The 16423-nt window shown below is 70.4% G+C and carries 15 protein-coding genes and 1 rRNA gene; 12 read left to right on the top strand and 4 right to left on the bottom strand.

The features are described from left to right. Positions 1–378: 378 nt before the first annotated feature. The 5 genes from ACWGJO_RS24080 (at position 379) to ACWGJO_RS24060 (ending at position 3038) form a co-directional block, all read left to right on the top strand. Entirely contained in the window at positions 379–570 is a 192-nt protein-coding gene (locus ACWGJO_RS24080; protein WP_452186721.1) for a hypothetical protein, read from the top strand. After that, entirely contained in the window at positions 554–1066 is a 513-nt protein-coding gene (locus ACWGJO_RS24075; protein ID WP_452186719.1) for a DUF6879 family protein, read from the top strand. The genes ACWGJO_RS24080 and ACWGJO_RS24075 overlap by 17 nt, the downstream gene beginning before the upstream one ends. Beyond that, positions 1063–2034, top strand: a complete 972-nt coding sequence (locus ACWGJO_RS24070) for a helix-turn-helix domain-containing protein (protein ID WP_452186717.1) — start codon at positions 1063–1065, stop codon at positions 2032–2034. The genes ACWGJO_RS24075 and ACWGJO_RS24070 overlap by 4 nt, the downstream gene beginning before the upstream one ends. Before the next feature lie 282 nt (positions 2035–2316). Beyond that, entirely contained in the window at positions 2317–2790 is a 474-nt protein-coding gene (locus ACWGJO_RS24065; RefSeq protein WP_452186716.1) for a hypothetical protein, read from the top strand. Then, a complete protein-coding gene (locus tag ACWGJO_RS24060) occupies positions 2730–3038 on the top strand; it encodes a hypothetical protein (RefSeq protein WP_452186714.1) in 309 nt (102 codons plus the stop codon). Before ACWGJO_RS24065 ends, ACWGJO_RS24060 begins: the two co-directional genes overlap by 61 nt. A gap of 36 nt (positions 3039–3074) precedes the next feature. Here ACWGJO_RS24060 and ACWGJO_RS24055 read toward each other — a convergent pair whose 3' ends face one another. Next, positions 3075–5312: a transglycosylase domain-containing protein gene (locus ACWGJO_RS24055; RefSeq protein ID WP_452186713.1), complete on the bottom strand. Its 2238-nt coding sequence runs from the start codon at positions 5310–5312 to the stop codon at positions 3075–3077. A 239-nt stretch (positions 5313–5551) separates the two neighbouring features. Continuing rightward, positions 5552–6136 carry a YceI family protein gene (locus ACWGJO_RS24050; protein WP_452186711.1) on the bottom strand — a complete coding sequence of 195 codons (585 nt, stop codon included), beginning with the start codon at positions 6134–6136 and terminating at the stop codon, positions 5552–5554. Positions 6137–6349: 213 nt separating this feature from the next. On the opposite strand from ACWGJO_RS24050, the gene ACWGJO_RS24045 reads away from it, so the two are divergent. Both ACWGJO_RS24045 and aspS read left to right on the top strand, forming a co-directional pair. Then, on the top strand, positions 6350–6703 hold the full coding sequence (locus tag ACWGJO_RS24045) for a UBP-type zinc finger domain-containing protein (protein WP_359905082.1): 354 nt from the start codon (positions 6350–6352) through the stop codon (positions 6701–6703). 297 nt (positions 6704–7000) lie between these two features. Beyond that, positions 7001–8308 carry an aspartate--tRNA(Asn) ligase gene (aspS, locus tag ACWGJO_RS24040; protein WP_452186710.1) on the top strand — a complete coding sequence of 436 codons (1308 nt, stop codon included), beginning with the start codon at positions 7001–7003 and terminating at the stop codon, positions 8306–8308. 111 nt (positions 8309–8419) lie between these two features. Here the strand turns inward: aspS and ACWGJO_RS24035 are convergent, their stop codons facing one another. Then, positions 8420–9133 (bottom strand): IclR family transcriptional regulator, encoded by a 714-nt coding sequence (locus ACWGJO_RS24035; RefSeq protein ID WP_030246527.1) that lies wholly within the window; start codon positions 9131–9133, stop codon positions 8420–8422. 245 nt (positions 9134–9378) lie between these two features. Then, positions 9379–9495: ribosomal RNA gene (gene rrf, locus ACWGJO_RS24030) — 5S ribosomal RNA — on the bottom strand. A gap of 391 nt (positions 9496–9886) precedes the next feature. Here rrf and ACWGJO_RS24025 point away from each other — a divergent pair. From ACWGJO_RS24025 to cydB, 5 genes are all read left to right on the top strand, one after another. After that, a complete protein-coding gene (locus ACWGJO_RS24025; protein ID WP_452186709.1) occupies positions 9887–10675 on the top strand; it encodes a response regulator transcription factor in 789 nt (262 codons plus the stop codon). 12 nt (positions 10676–10687) lie between these two features. Continuing rightward, positions 10688–12187, top strand: a complete 1500-nt coding sequence (locus ACWGJO_RS24020; protein ID WP_452186707.1) for a sensor histidine kinase — start codon at positions 10688–10690, stop codon at positions 12185–12187. A 237-nt stretch (positions 12188–12424) separates the two neighbouring features. Further along, complete coding sequence (locus ACWGJO_RS24015) at positions 12425–13318, top strand: LAETG motif-containing sortase-dependent surface protein (protein WP_452186705.1); 894 nt, start codon at positions 12425–12427, stop codon at positions 13316–13318. A 500-nt stretch (positions 13319–13818) separates the two neighbouring features. After that, entirely contained in the window at positions 13819–15363 is a 1545-nt protein-coding gene (locus tag ACWGJO_RS24010) for a cytochrome ubiquinol oxidase subunit I (protein ID WP_452186703.1), read from the top strand. A 33-nt stretch (positions 15364–15396) separates the two neighbouring features. Continuing rightward, positions 15397–16422 carry a cytochrome d ubiquinol oxidase subunit II gene (gene cydB / locus ACWGJO_RS24005; protein ID WP_452186701.1) on the top strand — a complete coding sequence of 342 codons (1026 nt, stop codon included), beginning with the start codon at positions 15397–15399 and terminating at the stop codon, positions 16420–16422. Position 16423: the final 1 nt, after the last annotated feature.

Here is a 16423-nt window from a genome sequence, read left to right as displayed (position 1 = left end):
CTCGGCCCCCCCCCCCCGGGGCGGCCCCCCCCCCCCCCCCCCCCCGGGCGGTGTTTGGCGGCCTACCCCCCCCCCCCCCCCCTAAGCTTCCCCCCCGGCGGCCCCTTGCACCCCGCAAGCACCCGCCGGTCAACGAGACTGTGGGGCAGGCGCATTCTCGCTTTCGAACACCTGCGTCCTCCGGACATCCTCCCCGGCAGGCTGTCCGATGAGCGGACGATCCGGGAGACAGAACCCGGCGTACAGGCCGACATCGGGAGCCAGGTCTTCCTTCCCCTCCGCGCCCTGTCTATGCGGAAACGTGAATGATCCTTGCCCGCCGACTTTCAGGCTCCCTAGGGTTCTGGTCACCAACCCGCACAGCATGTGGAGGGGACGATGGAGCTCACACGGATCGCAGGCGGCGACCCGAACTGCCGCAACGACGACTGCCCGACGATCTACACCACTGACCGGGGCACCATCGCCGTCCAGGGGTACACCGTGGAGCGGCGGACGCCCGCGGGGGAGTCTGTGGTGGAGATTCCCGAAGACGTGTTGCGGGAGGCGTTCCGTGCTCTTGGATGGTGACTCCTGGCGCCCGTTCTTCGACTCGTTCGAGCGTGAGGCGTTCCGGCTGGAGACCCTGAATTCCTATGCCATGCCCGGTGAGGACGAGGAGTTTCAGGAATTCCTGGCCACTGGCGAGTTGCATATTCCTGCGGACGATCCGTGGCTTGTCCGAGTTCGGAACTACTGTGCGACCGGGCGGTGGATCGGGCGGGTCCACGTCCTGACCGGGCCGCTGTCCGACTACCTGCGCTACGAGTTCGCCGCCTACGCGTACAACGTCGAGGCCGGCGAGGACATCCGGATCCTGGACCTCACCGGACGGGAGAATCCCGGGCTTCCGGAGCAGGACTTCTGGATGTTCGACAGCAGGAAAGTGGTCGACATGAAGTACCGCTCCGACGGCACGCAGATCGCGCGGGATCTCCTGGAGGATCCTGATCTGGAGCAGTACCGGCGCTGGCGTGATCTCGCTCTGTCCCTCTCGGTCCCGTTCACGGAGTACAGCACAGCTTGACCCTCGATCCCGGTAGGGCCGGAGAGCAACGTCGAAACCTTGCAGCGGCGCTCAAGGATCTTCGACGTGCCTCCGGCCTTTCCGGTGAGCGTCTGGCCGTGCGGTGCGGGATGAGTCAGAGCAAGATCTCCCGTATCGAGACCGGGAAGGTTCTCCCCACGGTCGTCGACGTCCAGCAGATCATCGCCGCGGTGGGCATGGACGCTGACCTGGCCCAGGAACTGCTCGACCTGGCCAGCGTGGCCAATGCCGAATACGAGGACGTCCGTGCTTCCGTCCGTCGTGGCCTGCATGTGCGGCAACGCGAACTGGCTGCTCTCGAAAGCGGCGCCCAGCACATCCGCTACTTCCTGCCCGCGATGCCGTCCGGTCTGCTTCAGACACCGGAGTACATGCGTACGGCCATGAGTCCTCCGATCGACCCCATCGAAGGCGATGTGTCCCGGACCATCGCTCTGAAGCTCGAACGCCAGGCCGTTCTCTACGACGAGAGCAAGCGATTCGACTTCCTGCTGACCGAATCGGCTGTCCGTTGGAAACTGTGCGCCTCGCCGATCATGGCCGTCCAGCTGGACCGAATCGCCTCCGTTTCTCAGCTCCCGAACGTCAATGTCGGCATCATCCCGCCGTCTGCCCAGGTGGCCGACGTTCCGTTTCACACCTTCACGGTCTACGGAGCGCAGCTCGTGACGATCGAGTTGTTCACCGGGCGGCTCGTCCTGCGTGATCCCAAGGATATCGATCACTATCGGCAGCTGTTTGATTTCTTTCGCAGCCCCTGGACGACCCGGGGTTCGCGTTCTGGGCCGATCTCCACCTCGGGCCCACCGTCGTCCGTGACGGCCGTGCGCTTCGCGACTTCGCGGACGGCTCGACCGCCCGCGCGCACGGCCCCACTGTCGTCGTCGGCGGCCCCCGGGACCTCTGGCGGACAGTCGAGGCCGCCCACCGGGTCTGGCTCGACCTGAACCGCCCTCGCCGTGAGTGGTTCACCGTCGAGGTCGGTCCGGAGGGTCAGTTCGTGGGCTGCGCGGCGCCGGACGGCAGCACGATCCGCTGGCCCCTCTGAGGACGCGGGAAGTCGGCGGCATCGACTTCCTGTGTGCGCGGATGCGGCATTGCACCGGATTCCGGCCCTTCTGGTCCGGATAGTGGCTCGATCGGCGCGCTTGTGAGTGACCGGGCACGTGCATAGCGTGACCGGGTCGCGCTGTGACACTCACACACAACGATGTGGAGGTGGATTCGCCATGCCCGAAACGCCCGAGTACGCCGAGCCCATCGAGCCCACCGCCGGTGTCACCGAGGCGAACCGGAAAGTCTCGACGGCGGTCGGGGCAGTCGACGAGAAGGGCGGCCGAGACTTCGCCGACGCCGACAGGTTCATGATCGCCCCGCCGAACGTGCCGGCGATCTACGCCCGCAGGGAGCCGCAGAAGGTCGTCCGGGGCTTCTCCACGTACGACTTCCTCGCCGACTCCGACCCGGGTTCCGTGCCGCCGACGGCCAACGGGAGTCTGTGGCGGCAGGGCCAACTCGCGGCTGTCGCAGGGCTGTTCCATGTCAGCGGCTGTCGCGCGTACCGGGTCTACCAGGTGCGCGGCTACGACCTGTCCAACATGACATCTACGCCGGCCCGGCGATGGCTCGGCACGCCCGGTACATGTACGCGGCGCAGCTGGACAAGGGGCCGACGGGGCAGGTCGGTGCCGGCCTGGGCCTGACCATCTCCACCGCCGAGGTGACCCTCGTCCCGCCGACCGTCCACATCGGCGGGCCCGAGCACCAGCCGGTGTCGAAGGCGCAGTGGAACGAGCGGGCCTACGTGATCCCCTGGCGGCCGGGGCTGTACCAGTACGAGCCGTCCGGCGTGCAGCTGCTGTTCCGGCTCACCCCGGGGAGCCGCCGGTATGCCGCCGGTACGCCTGCGGGGCCGGGGTCGGCGCTGAAGCACCTCGCCCCGCCGAGCTGATGCTCGGCGGGGCGGGTTGCTGCGCGGGACGCGCGGTCAGGGCTGCTGCGGGTCGGGCTGCTGCGGGTCCGACTGGGGCGCGGTCGCCGGGCCCGCGCCGGGCGCCGGGCCGGTGGGGGCCCCGGTCCCGGTGCTGTTCGGGTTGGTCTTGGGCGCCGGGTCGGGGATGTCGGCCATCGGCAGGGTCTGCTTGGGGGTGCCGCGCAGGGCCTGGTTCATGGCGTCCCGCCAGATCGGGCCGGGGCCGTCGGCGCCGAAGACCTCGGCGCGGTACTTCCCGTTGATGGTGATGTTGCGCATCTCCACGCCGCCCTGGGGGCCGCCGATCCAGACGGCGGTGGCGAGCTGCGGGGTGTAGCCGTTGAACCAGGCGGCCCGCTTGCGGTCCGAGGTGCCGGTCTTCCCGGCGATCTGCCGGTTGTCCTCCAGGCTGAGCGCCGCGCCGGTGCCGTTGTTCTCGGTCACGCCGTTCAGGACGGTGTTCAGTGCCCGCGCCGTCGAGTCGGAGAACACCTTCTCGCACTGGCCGGCCGGGACGGGGACGTCCTTGCCCTCGACGGTGGTGATCCGGTTGATGGCGACCGGGGCGCAGTGGGTGCCCTGGGCGGCGAAGGTCGCGTAGACGTTGGCCATGGTCAGCGGGCTCATCTCCTCGACGCCCAGGGCCATCGCGGGGACCTCCTCCAGGGGCTTGCCGCTGGCCTTGGTGGTGATGCCGAGCTTGTTGGCCATCTGCTTGACCGCGCAGAGGCCGATCTCCTGCTCCATCTGGATGAAGTAGGTGTTGACCGAGAGGGCCATCGCCATCTTCAGCTGGTACGGGCCCTTCTCGCTCGCGGACTCGTTGGGGACGACCGTCTTGGGCCGGGCGTCGTTCTTCCAGGTCCCTTCGCAGGTCTTCATCGTCGGGTACTCGAGCTTGTTGGGGGACGAGTACTCCTGGGTCGCCGGCAGGCCGGCCTCCAGTGCCGCGGCCGCGACGACCGGCTTGAAGGTGGAGCCGGGCTGGAAGCCGTTGCCGCCGCCCATCGCCGCGTCGACGTTGAGGTTGACGACGGTCTGGTTCTGGTTGGTGTCCAGGCCGTACGGGCGGGTCTGGGCCATCGCCAGGATCTTGCCGGTACCGGGCTCGACCATGGAGGCGGCGGCGGAGACGGTGTCGGTGACCCGCACGTTGGTGCTCACCGCGTTCTGGGCGGCGGCCTGCTTGTCGGGGTCCAGCGTGGTGTAGATGTTCAGGCCGCCCTGGTTCCAGAACTTCTTGCGCTCGTCGGCGCTCTTGCCGAAGGCCGGGTCCTGCTTGACCACGTGGCGCACGTAGTCGCAGAAGAAGCCCATACCGGCCTGGGCGGTGATGCAACCGTTCTGCGGGGCCTTGAAGTTGAGGCCCAGCGGGGCGGCCTTCGCCTCCTTCGCCTGCTCGGCGGTGAGGTGCTTGTTCTCCAGCATCTTGTCGATGACGGTGTCGCGGCGGTTCTGCGCGGCCTGCGGGTGCAGCTTCGGGTCGTACTGGGACGGGTTCTGCACCAGCCCGGCGAGCGTGGCCGCCTCGGCGACGGTCAGGTCCTTGTTGCTCTTGCTGAAGTAGCGCTGGGAGGCGGCCTCCACGCCGTAGGCGCCGTTCCCGTAGTACGTGATGTTGAGGTAGTTGGTGAGGATCTGGTCCTTCGGCACCTCCTCCTCCAGCTTGATGGCGACCTTGAGCTCCTGGATCTTGCGGCCCAGGGTCTTGCGCTGGGCCTCCAGGACGGCGTCCCGGTCGTCGCCGGCCTGTTCCACGTTGACGTTCTTCACGTACTGCTGGGTCAGCGTGGAGGCGCCCTGGGAGGCGGTGCCGCTCTCCGCGTTCTTGCTGATGGCGCGCAGTACGCCCTTGAGGTCGACGGCGCCGTGCTCGTAGAAGCGGGCGTCCTCGATGTCGACCTGGGCCTGCCGCATGAACGGCGACATCTGCTCGGCGGTGATGACGGTGCGGTCGCGCTCGTAGACCTTGGCGATCAGCCCGCCCTTGGCGTCGAAGATCTGGGTGGCCTGGGTGAGCGGCGGGGTCTTGAAGTCGGAGGGGACGTCCTCGAACCCCTCCGCCGTGTTCTTGGCCGCCAGCCCGATGCCGCCGGCGACGGGCAGGGCGAGGCCGGCCAGCAGGACGCCGGACACCACGCTCACCCCCAGGAAGGTCGCACCGAAGCGGGCCAGCCGGAGCGGCGCCTTGCGGGGCGGCTGGGGGGCCGCGTCCTCGGCGGAACTCCATATCGGGGGGTGGTTCGAATCCATTCCGGAATGCTAACCGGTGAAAGTCACCGGCCGAACGGTTTTTCGGGCGTGGTTGTCACGGCTGTGCAACAGGCGGGGGACCGACTCCGGCAGGGCTGGTCGTGTACGCACTGAATGAATGCGGGGGAATTGGGTGGTCCGTACGCAATGCGGACCGATCCGTGTGCGGCGCCGCTCCCTCCCGTGGTCCTGCACTCACTGTGATGCGGTGGGCGGGCCGAAAGGTTGCGGGCTTCCGGTCAGGCGGCGGCACCTCCGGTCCCGGGAGCGCTCTCCAGGACCGCTTCGACGTCGACCTCGACGTCGACCAGGTTGCCGACCACCGTGCCGCCCCGGTCCACCACGTCGTTCCAGCTCACGCCGAAGTCCTGGCGGTTGATCCGGGTGCTGGCGGTGAATCCGGCGCGCCGCCGGGGGCCCAGGTCGCGCCCGTCCTCCCACCACGGGGTGTCCCACTGCCCGAGGTAGGTCACGTCGAAGGTGACCGGGCGGGTCACGCCGCGGATGGTGAGCCGGCCCGTGACCTCGAAGCCGCTCGCGCTCACCTGGTGGACCTGTGATCCGACGAAGCTCCAGGTCGGGTGGTGCTCGACATCGAAGAAGTCGGCGCTGCGCAGATGCGCGTCCCGCTCGGGCGAACCGGTGTACACCTGGGTCGCGTCGATGGTCGCCTCGACCCTGGCCCGCTCCGGAGCGTCCGGGTCGACCTCCAGGAAGCCGTGCACGTTCTTCAGCTGGCCGCGCACGTAGGTGACCATCATGTGTCTCGCGCGGAACTCCGCACCGGTGTGGCTGGGCTCGAAGAACCATTTCGTGGTGGCCATGGCGACTCCGTGGGGTGGTGGCCGGAGGGTCCCCGAGATCCCCTCCAGCCAGCGTAGGACGAAGCCGGCCCGCGGTCGTCCGGACGGCGGCCGACCCGCACCGCCGCCTCCCCCGGACCGGCAGCACCCCCGCGGCCGCCCGCCGGGCTGGCAGCACCCGCGCGGCCGGGCCAGGCTGGTGGGGACGGGGACCGCCCAGCCCAGGAGGCAGGTATGACCGGCGAGCCGATCCCGGGGATCGACCCCACCGCGGTGCCCAGCGGCGAGGGCTGCGCGGAGTGCCTGGCCGGTGGCGGGTGGTGGTTCCACCTGCGGCGCTGCGCGGCCTGCGGCCACATCGGCTGCTGCGACTCCTCCCCGGCCCAGCACGCGACGAAGCACGCCCGCGGGGCAGGCCACCCGTTCCTGGTCAGCTTCGAGCCCGGCGAGGACTGGTTCTGGAACCTGGAGACCGGCGCGTACTACGAGGGCCCGCCGCTGGCGCCGCCCACCGCCCACCCGGCCGACCAGCCCACCCCGGGCCCGGCCGGCAAGGTCCCCGCCGACTGGCAGTCGCGGCTGCACTGACGGCCCAGCGGCCGCACCGGCGGCCCCGAGGCATTCGGCAGGTCACAACCGAGCCGGGCACAACCGAGCCGGGCACAACCGAGCCGGTCACAGCCGAGCGCGTCACAACCGAATCGTTCCGGCGGCCCCTTGCGCCTCGCGCGGGGCCGCCGGGCGCTGTCCGCCCGCCCGGACACGGCGGAAAACCGGGCGACTCCCGCGGGCTTGATCCTCTACGGTGAACGCGCCCAGGGCGGCCGTTTACCGCCCGTCGACGTGGCGCGACCAACGCGCCCGCACCCCAGGGGGTCCCCTGTCATGACGCGCACCCTTGTCGTAGAGCTCCACGCGCACCTCGGAGAGACGGTCACCGTCTACGGGTGGGTGAACACGCTCCGACTCCAGCGGCGCATCCAGTTCGTGCTGGTCCGGGACCACACCGGTCTCGTGCAGGTCACCCACCTCCGCGGTGGGGAGGGCGACGCCGTCGAGGCCGCCTTCGAGGGCGTGACGGTCGAGTCCGCCGTGAAGATCACCGGAAGGGTCGTCGCCAACCCGCAGGTCAAGCTCGGTGGGCTGGAGATCGTCCCGTCCCGGGTGGAGGTGGTCTCACCGGCCGAGCCGAAGCTGCCGATCGACGAGAAGACCGGTATCGACCAGCGCCTGGACTGGCGCTTCCTCGACATCCGGCGCCCCTCCCAGCACCTGGTCTTCGACGTCCAGACGACCGTCGAGCGGGCGATGCGCGAGGTGGCGGCCGAGGAGGGCTTCACCGAGCTGCACACGCCGAAGCTGATGGGGACGGCCTCCGAGTCGGGCGCCGAGGTGTTCGAGGTCGGCTACTTCGGCCGCACCGCCTACCTCGCCCAGTCCCCGCAGTTCTACAAGCAGATGGCCATCGCCGGCGGCATCGACCGGGTCTTCGAGATCGGGCCGGTGTTCCGGGCCGAGCCGTCCTTCACCTCCCGGCACGCCACCGAGTTCACCGGGGTCGATGTCGAGATCGCCTGGATCGACGGGGTCGAGGACGTGATGGACTTCGAGGAGCGGATGCTGCACCGAGTCCTCGCGGCCGTGGCCGAACGCCACGGTGCGGCGATCGCCGAGCACTTCGGCACCGCGGTCACGGTCCCCGGGCTGCCGTTCCCCCGGATCACGATGGCCGAGGCGCTGGCCCGGCTCCGCGCCACCGGCTGGGACCGGGAGGGCGTCAAGGACGACCTCGACCCCGAGGGCGAGCGCGCGCTGTGCGCCCTGATCGCCGAGGAGACCGGGCACGAGTTCGTCTTCGTCACGCGGTTCCCGGCCGCCGTACGGCCGTTCTACCACCTGCGGCCCGAGGACGACCCGACCGTCACCGAGTCCTTCGACCTGCTGTGGAAGGGCGTGGAGATCACCACCGGCGCCCAGCGCGAGCACCGGTACGACCGCCTCGTCGCCCAGGCCCGGGAGAAGGGCATGGACACCGGGCCGCTCTCCGGATACCTCGACTGCTTCCGCTACGGCACGCCGCCGCACGGCGGACTCGGTCTGGGGCTCGGCCGGCTGCTCATGCTGGCGCTGGGCCTGCCGTCGATCCGTGAGGCGACGTTCCTCTTCCGGGGCCCGCACCGGCTCGAACCGTAGGACTTGAACCGTACGGATCGACGGAACGGGCCGCGCCCGAGGAGGTCTCTTCCTCGGGCACGGCCCGTTCTCTCGTGTCCGTCGGCCGTCGTGTCCGTCGGCCGGATTCCGTCAGCTGCGGCGCAGGGCCTCGGTGAGCCGGTTGGCGGCTTCGATGATGGCCTGGGCGTGCAGCCGGCCCGGGTGGCGGGTCAGGCGCTCGATGGGGCCGGAGACGGAGACGGCGGCCACCACGCGGTTGGACGGCCCGCGGACGGGGGCGGAGACGGACGCGACGCCCGGCTCCCGTTCCCCGATGGACTGGGCCCAGCCGCGGCGGCGGACGCCGCTGAGCGCGGTGGCGGTGAAGCGGGCGCCCTGGAGGCCCCGGTGGAGGCGCTCGGGCTCTTCCCAGGCCAGGAGGACCTGGGCGGCGGAGCCGGCCTTCATCGGCAGGGTGCTGCCGACGGGGACGGTGTCGCGCAGGCCGGAGAGTCGTTCGGCGGCGGCGACGCAGATGCGCATTTCGCCTTGGCGGCGGTAGAGCTGCGCGCTTTCCCCGGTGACGTCGCGCAGGTGGGTGAGGACGGGGCCCGCGGTGGCGAGCAGTCGGTCCTCGCCGGCGGCGGCGGAGAGTTCGGACAGGCGGGGGCCGAGGATGAAGCGGCCCTGCATGTCCCGGGTGACCAGGCGGTGGTGTTCGAGTGCGACGGCGAGTCTGTGGGCGGTGGGGCGCGCCAGACCGGTGGCGGCGACCAGCCCCGCCAGCGTGGCGGGGCCCGACTCCAGTGCGCTGAGCACCAGAGCGGCCTTGTCGAGAACGCCGACGCCGCTAGTGTTGTCCATAGCATGATATTGCAGTCTCAGGTAGCGAGACGCAAGTCCGTTTCGATGTTCGCCATCCTCTCAGATACCCGCAAAGCGGCTCTTCCGGGACTTCGAGTCTCACATGCTGGATGTGTCGGAGGGCGCGCCGCGGCACCGGAACCGCAGGCGGCGAAACGGCGGGGGGAATGGCGGGGGGAATGGCGGGGGAAATAAAAAAAGCCCCTGCCGTGTCACTGTCGGACACGGCAGGGGCCGTAAAAAGAATTCGGCGGCGTCCTACTCTCCCACAGGGTCCCCCCTGCAGTACCATCGGCGCTGAAAGGCTTAGCTTCCGGGTTCGGAATGGAGCCGGGCGTTTCCCTCTCGCTATGACCACCGAAATGATCGGGCCGGGCAATTGCTCGAAAGCATTGCCTTCGCCTCACTGCAAATCATAGCAGGAGGGAAAACGAGGGGATTCCGCGGGCTCGGCGGCCGGCGTCCGTCGGGCCGGTCCGGCGGGCCGGCGGACGCCGAGCCCGGCCGTGGACACAGGGGCGGCCGGCCCGGAGCCGTGCGCGGGTGTGAGGCACGTCGCGCCGGGCGGACGGGCCCGTCCGGCGCGCGTCCGTCGTGTCCACGCCCGTGCGCACACCATCGAGCCCACCCCTGTGCGCCGATCGTCCAAAAACCGACCGATAAGGTGTTAATCCAACATTCATCCATGCCGCATAGCCTCCGGGGGCTAGCCTCATGCTGAACGTCATCGTCCGACCGGGAGGCGAAAGCCCCGTGCAAGGCACTGTCACCACACCAGGCGGCCCCACGGTGGCCGGGGGCCAGGGCGAAGCGTTCCTGCTCGTCGTGGACGACGAGCCCAACATCCGCGAGCTGCTCTCCGCCTCGCTGCGCTTCTCCGGCTTCCGCGTCGCCTCCGCCGCCAGCGGGACCGAGGCGCTCGAACTGGTCGCCGCCGAGCGCCCCGACCTGGTCGTGCTCGACGTGATGCTCCCCGACCTCGACGGCTTCACCGTCGTCGAGAAGCTGCGCGAGCGCACCAGTCGCGGACAGATAGCCGGCCCGGCCCACGGGCACCCCGGCGACCACCTGCCGGTGCTCTTCCTCACGGCCAAGGACGGCGTCGGCGACAAGGTGCAGGGCCTGGCCGCCGGGGCGGACGACTACGTCACCAAGCCGTTCAGCCTTGAGGAGCTGATCGCCCGGATCCGCGCCATCCTGCGCCGGGCCGGCGGGCCCGCCGAGGACGGCCGGCTGATCGTCGCCGACCTCTGCCTCGATCCGGTCGCCCACGAGGTCACCCGGGGCGGCACCCCGGTCTCGCTCTCCCCGACCGAGTTCAAGCTGCTGCACTACCTGATGGCCAACGTCGGCCGGGTGGTCTCCAAGTCGCAGATCCTCGACCACGTCTGGGCCTACGACTTCGGCGGGGACCTCTCCATCGTCGAGTCGTACATCTCCTACCTGCGCCGCAAGCTCGACTCCGGCCCGGCGCACGGCCCCAAGCTGATCCACACCGTGCGCGGCATCGGCTACGCCCTGCGCCGCCCCCCGCAGGGCTGACCGGGTCCGCTCGTGCTCGCCCGCTTCTCCGCCCGGATGTCGCTGCGCGCCCGGCTGCTGGTGCTCGTGCTCGCCCTGGTCACCACCGGGCTCGCGGTCAGCGACACCTTCGTGCTCGGCACCGTCCGGAGCCAGCTCGTGCAGCAGCTGGACGAACAGCTCCAGCGCTACGGGCCGCCGCTCTCCCGCAAGCCCCCGGGCCAGCTGACCGCGCAGAGCGCCGGCCGGCCCGCCGTCGCCGGCCGGCGGGTCAGCCTGCCCAGCCAGTACCTGGTGCAGTACCTCTCCTCGGACGGCAAGGTCCAGGCGCTGATGCGCCAGCCCGTCTCGGACAGCGACCCGGCGCCCCAGCTGGAGGGACTGGACCCGACCCGGACCGCCCCCGACGTCCCCTTCGACCTGCCCGACCAGCGCGGCCAGCACCGCTGGCGGGTCCTGGTGCTGCCGCTCCAGACCCCCCGCGGGCAGGCCGCCAACCCCAGCGCGTACGCCTCGCCGGCGGTCACCCCGACCCACGTCATGGTGGCGGTCTCCCGCGAGGACATCGACGCCACCCTCGGCAAGCTGCGCACCTCCTTCCTGGCCATCGGCGGCGGCGTCCTGGTGGTGATCGCCGCGCTCGGCCTCTTCGCCGTACGGGCCGGGCTGCGGCCGCTGCGCCGGATCGAGGAGGGCGCCGAGCGGATCGCGGCCGGCGAGCTGTCGCACCGGATGCCGGAGCTCTCCCCGGGCACCGAGGTCGGCCGGCTGTCGGTCGCGCTCAACGGGATGCTCACCCAGATCGAGGCGGCCTTCGCGGCCCGCGCCGAGTCCGAGGCCCGGATGCGGCGCTTCGTCGCCGACGCCTCGCACGAGCTGCGCACCCCGCTGGCCGGGATCCGGGGCTTCGCCGAGCTGTACCGGATGGGCGCGCTGCCCGCCGAGGCCGACGTCAAGCGGACCATGACCCGGATCGAGAGCGAGGCCGACCGGATGGGCGCCCTGGTCGAGGACCTGCTGGTGCTCGCCCGGCTGGACGAGGAGCGCCCGCTCGACCTCGCCCCGATGGACCTGCGCACCCTCGCCGCCGACGCGCTGCACGACCTCACCGCCCTCGACCCCAGCCGCCCGGTCGCGCTCACCGGCCCGGCCGGCACCGGCGCGCCCGGCGCCGCGCCCGTCATCGGCGACGAGGCCCGGCTGCGGCAGGTGGTCACCAACCTGGTCGGCAACGCGGTCAAGCACACCCCGCCCGGCACCCCGGTCCGGATCGGGGTGGGCACCGACCCCGGTGGCGTCTGCCTGCTGGAGGTCGCCGACTCCGGCCCGGGCCTCACCGAGGAGCAGGCCCAGCGGGTCTTCGACCGCTTCTTCCGGGTCGACCCCTCCCGCAGCCGGGACAACGGCGGCGGCGCCGGCCTCGGCCTCGCCATCGCGACCGCCCTCACCCGCGCCCACGGCGGCACCCTCACCCTGCACACCGCCCCCGGCGAGGGCGCCACCTTCCGCGTCGAACTGCCCTGCCAGCACTGACCGGATTTCCTGCGGGTTCGCCCGAATGTCGGGAATTCCGGCCTTTGCGCAGCGGGCCGCTCCCGACTTTGTCGACTCGTCAATTCCCCGGCGAACCGGGAAGACACGGTGCCCGGTCGTTGCCGGAATCCGGCATGGAGCGTCAAGAATGCGTATGCCTATGATCGGTGCTGCCCGGCCGTCGGACTCCGTTCCGGCCGAGGCTTTTGCTTTCCTGCAGGCCCGAAAGGGGTCATTGTGAAACTCCGCCGTTCGCTGCTCTCGGCCGCCCTCGTCGCCGCCGTCGTCTCGCCCGCTGTGGTGCTCTCCGCGGCACCGGCCTTCGCGGAGTCGGCCTCCGCGGCGCAGTCCCGGAGCGACAACGGCTCGATCGCCGAACTGGAGCAGGCCGCCGCCGACGCCGCCAAGGCGTACACGGCGGCCGTCGCCAACGCGGCCAAGGTGCAGGCCGAGGCCTCCGCCTTCCTCAACGACTCGCAGCCCTACCAGGGCAAGTACCAGGAGGCCAAGGCCGCCGCGGTGAAGGCCGCCGCGGCCAAGGACGCCGCCAACAAGGAGGCCGAGGAGGCCTCCTTGGCGTACGGCTCCGCCAAGGAGGAGGACCTGCCCAAGGCCAGGGAGCGGATGCTCAAGGCGATCGACGCCGCCAACGCCGCCATCGCCGCGGACGCGAAGGCCAAGGCCGCCGTGACCGCCGCCGGGAACGCCCTGGACGACGCCCGGGTCGACGCGTTCCGGCGGATCCACGCGGCGGATCAGGCCAGCAAGGCCGCGGCCGCCGCCAAGGCCGCCGCGGACCAGGCCCTCGCTGAAGCGAGGGCGGCCGCCGCGAAGCCGGTCGAGCAGCCCGCCGAGAAGCCGGCGGAGCAGCCCGCGGCGGTCACCCCGGTCTCCAACACCACCACCACGGCCAGGACCGGCACCACCGGCAAGTCGACCGCCTCGACCACGTCGGGCACCTCGACCGCGTCGAGCACCCGGGCCACCACCGGCTCGACCACCGAACTCGCCGAGACCGGCTCCAACCCGGCCACCCCGTACCTCGCTCTGGGTGCCGGCCTCGCGATCAGCCTCGGCGCCGCGGCCCTCTACGTCTCCCGCCGCAAGCCGGCCACCCGCCCCACCTCCTGACCCACCCCGGTCGCGCCCGCTCGGGAGGGCGGCGCGACCACCCCGGAACCGCAGGACAGGCCCCGGCCCGTCCTGCGGTTCCGGCGTTCCCGGCCCCCGGACCCCCGGATCGGGTGCACCCGGCGGAGCCGTCGCACGGTTCCCGCCGACCGGACGGACGCCGGTAGCACGCGGATCCGGCCGGGGCGACCGGGTCGCGGGCCTGTCAAGCGCCGGTTCGGCCAACAACTTCCGGCCGTCCGCCCCGTCGTTCGTTGCCCCGGCCCGCGGGGGGTCCGCAGACTGTGCGGACCGCACCGCGGCCGTGGCGCACCGCACCGGGCTGTCAAACCCACCCCACCTGCAGTTCCCTCGTAAGGATGGTGGATACTGCTCCTTGTGAACGTGTTCACGTTCACAAGCGGACAAGCTTGCGTGGTTGAGCAACGGTCTACGGCTATAGATGAAGTTTGTCCGGAAGATGCCCGTCGTCACGCGGGCAGGTTGGGAGAGAGGGCGACGTGGAACTGGCAATCGCTCACGAGACCATCGCGCGATGGCAATTCGGCATCACCACCGTCTACCACTTCCTCTTCGTCCCGCTCACGATCAGCCTGGCCGCGATCGTGGCCGGTCTGGAGACCGCCTGGGTGCGGACGAACAAGGAGAAGTACTTCCACGCCACCAAGTTCTGGGGAAAGCTCTTCCTCATCAACATCGCGATGGGCGTGGTCACGGGAATCGTCCAGGAATTCCAGTTCGGCATGAACTGGTCCGACTACTCCCGCTTCGTCGGTGACGTCTTCGGCGCCCCGCTCGCGATGGAGGCGCTGATCGCCTTCTTCTTCGAGTCCACCTTCATCGGCCTGTGGATCTTCGGCTGGGACAAGCTGCCGAGGAAGATCCACTGTGCCTGCATGTGGATGGTGGCCCTGGGCACCGTGCTCTCCGCCTACTTCATCCTGGCCGCCAACTCCTGGATGCAGCACCCGGTCGGCTACGCGATCGACCCGGTCACCGGCAAGGCCCAACTGACCGACGTCGTCAAGGTGCTGTTCCAGAACACCACCCTCGTGGTCGTCTTCCACACCCTGACCGCCGCCTTCCTCACCGGCGCGGCCTTCGTCGTCGGCATCGCCTCCTTCCACCTCTGGAAGGCCAAGCGCAAGCCCGAGACCGCCGACCCGAAGAAGACCGCCGCGATGCGGACCTCGCTGCGGCTCGGCCTGGTGCTCGCGGTGGTCTTCGGCGCCAGCACCGCACTCAGCGGCGACACCCTGGGCAAGGTCATGTTCGAGCAGCAGCCGATGAAGATGGCCGCCGCCGAGGCGCTCTGGGAGACCCAGGCGCCGGCCCCGTTCTCGGTCTTCGCGGTCGGCGACGTCAGCAAGGGCCACAACTCGGTCGCCCTGGAGATCCCCGGAATACTCTCCTTCCTCGCCCACAGCGACTTCAGCTCCTCCGTCCCCGGCATCAACGACACCGCCGCCGCGGAGGCCGCCCAGCACGGCGGTGACCCCAAGGACTACATCCCGAGCATCTTCGTCACCTACTGGGGCTTCCGCCTCATGATCGGCTTCGGGATGACCTCCTTCCTGGCCGGCCTGATCGGCCTGTGGACCACCCGGAGGAAGCTCTTCCTGCGCCCCGAGTTCCGCACCGGCGAGACCGAGGTGCCCCGGCTGATGCTCACCCCCAAGCGCGAGCTCGGGCCGCTGCTGACCAAGTGGAGCTGGCGGATCGGCATCCTGACCATGGGCTTCCCGCTGATCGCCAACAGCTTCGGCTGGATCTTCACCGAGATGGGCCGTCAGCCCTGGGCCGTCTTCGGCCTGATGACCACGGCCAGCGCCGTCTCCCCCAACGTCGGTGTCGGCACCCAGATCGGGGCACTGGCCACCTTCACGACCCTGTACGCGATCCTCGCGGTCATCGAGGTCCGGCTGCTGGTCAAGTACGCCAAGGCCGGCCCGGTGGTGACCGAGCAGCCGCCCACCAAGGACCCGTCGCTGCGCGGACCGTCCTCGGACGAGGACGCCGACAAGCCGCTCGCCTTCGCCTACTGAGGCGCCGGGACACCGGGGAACTGAGGATCTGACATGCAACTCCACGACGTCTGGTTCGTGCTGATCGCGGTCCTGTGGATCGGCTACTTCTTCCTGGAGGGCTTCGACTTCGGGATCGGCGTGCTGACCAAGCCGCTGGCCCGCAACACCGCCGAACGGCGGGTGCTGATCAACACCATCGGCCCGGTCTGGGACGGCAACGAGGTCTGGCTGCTGACCGCCGGCGGCGCCACCTTCGCGGCCTTCCCGGACTGGTACGCGACGCTCTTCAGCGGCTTCTACATCCCGCTGCTGGTCATCCTGGTCTGCCTGATCGTCCGCGGCGTGGCCTTCGAGTACCGGGCCAAGCGCGACGGCGCCCGCTGGCAGCGGAACTGGGAGGAGGCCATCTTCTGGACCTCCCTCCTCCCGGCCTTCCTCTGGGGCGTGGCCTTCGCCAACATCGTGCGCGGCGTGGACATCGACGCGCAGAAGAACTACATCGGCACCCTCTGGGACCTGCTGAACCCGTACGCGCTGCTCGGCGGCCTGGTGACGCTTGCCCTGTTCACCCTGCACGGCTCGGTGTTCGCCGCGCTCAAGACGGTCGGCGAGATCCGTGAGCGGGCCCGCAGGGCCGCCCTGCTGTCCGGTCTGGTGACCGCCGTGCTGGCGCTGGCCTTCCTGATCTGGACCCAGGCCGACCACGGCAACGGCCGCAGCCTCGCCGCGATGATCGTCGCGGTGGTCGCCCTGCTCGGCGCCCTGGCGGCCAACCAGCTCGGCCGCGAGGGCTGGGCGTTCAGCCTCTCCGGGGCGACCATCGTGGCCGCGGTCGCGATGCTCTTCCTGGCGCTCTTCCCGGACGTCATGCCCTCCACCCTGAACCCGGACTGGAGCCTGACCGTCGGCAACGCCGCGTCCTCGCCGTACACGCTGAAGGTGATGACCGTCGTGGCGGCGATCTTCACCCCGCTGGTGCTGCTCTACCAGGGCTGGACGTACTGGGTGTTCCGCAAGCGGATCGGCGTCCAGCACATCCCCGGGCACAACCCGGCCGCCCCGCTCGACCAGGCCTGAC

The organism is Kitasatospora sp. NPDC054795, assembly GCF_053611565.1.
The sequence above is the reverse complement of the archived record's forward strand: the minus strand, read 5'-3'. Positions and strand labels throughout refer to the sequence as shown.

Bases quoted from the DNA above. Each gene is read 5' to 3' on its own strand.
- aspS (WP_452186710.1), top strand. From the start codon at position 7,001: ATGACGCGCACCCTTGTCGTAGAGCTCCACGCGCACCTCGGAGAGACG.
- ACWGJO_RS24035 (WP_030246527.1), bottom strand. From the start codon at position 9,133: ATGGACAACACTAGCGGCGTCGGCGTTCTCGACAAGGCCGCTCTGGTG.
- ACWGJO_RS24045 (WP_359905082.1), top strand. From the start codon at position 6,350: ATGACCGGCGAGCCGATCCCGGGGATCGACCCCACCGCGGTGCCCAGC.
- ACWGJO_RS24060 (WP_452186714.1), top strand. From the start codon at position 2,730: ATGTACGCGGCGCAGCTGGACAAGGGGCCGACGGGGCAGGTCGGTGCC.
- ACWGJO_RS24050 (WP_452186711.1), bottom strand. From the start codon at position 6,136: ATGGCCACCACGAAATGGTTCTTCGAGCCCAGCCACACCGGTGCGGAG.
- ACWGJO_RS24055 (WP_452186713.1), bottom strand. From the start codon at position 5,312: ATGGATTCGAACCACCCCCCGATATGGAGTTCCGCCGAGGACGCGGCC.
- ACWGJO_RS24080 (WP_452186721.1), top strand. From the start codon at position 379: ATGGAGCTCACACGGATCGCAGGCGGCGACCCGAACTGCCGCAACGAC.
- ACWGJO_RS24065 (WP_452186716.1), top strand. From the start codon at position 2,317: ATGCCCGAAACGCCCGAGTACGCCGAGCCCATCGAGCCCACCGCCGGT.
- cydB (WP_452186701.1), top strand. From the start codon at position 15,397: ATGCAACTCCACGACGTCTGGTTCGTGCTGATCGCGGTCCTGTGGATC.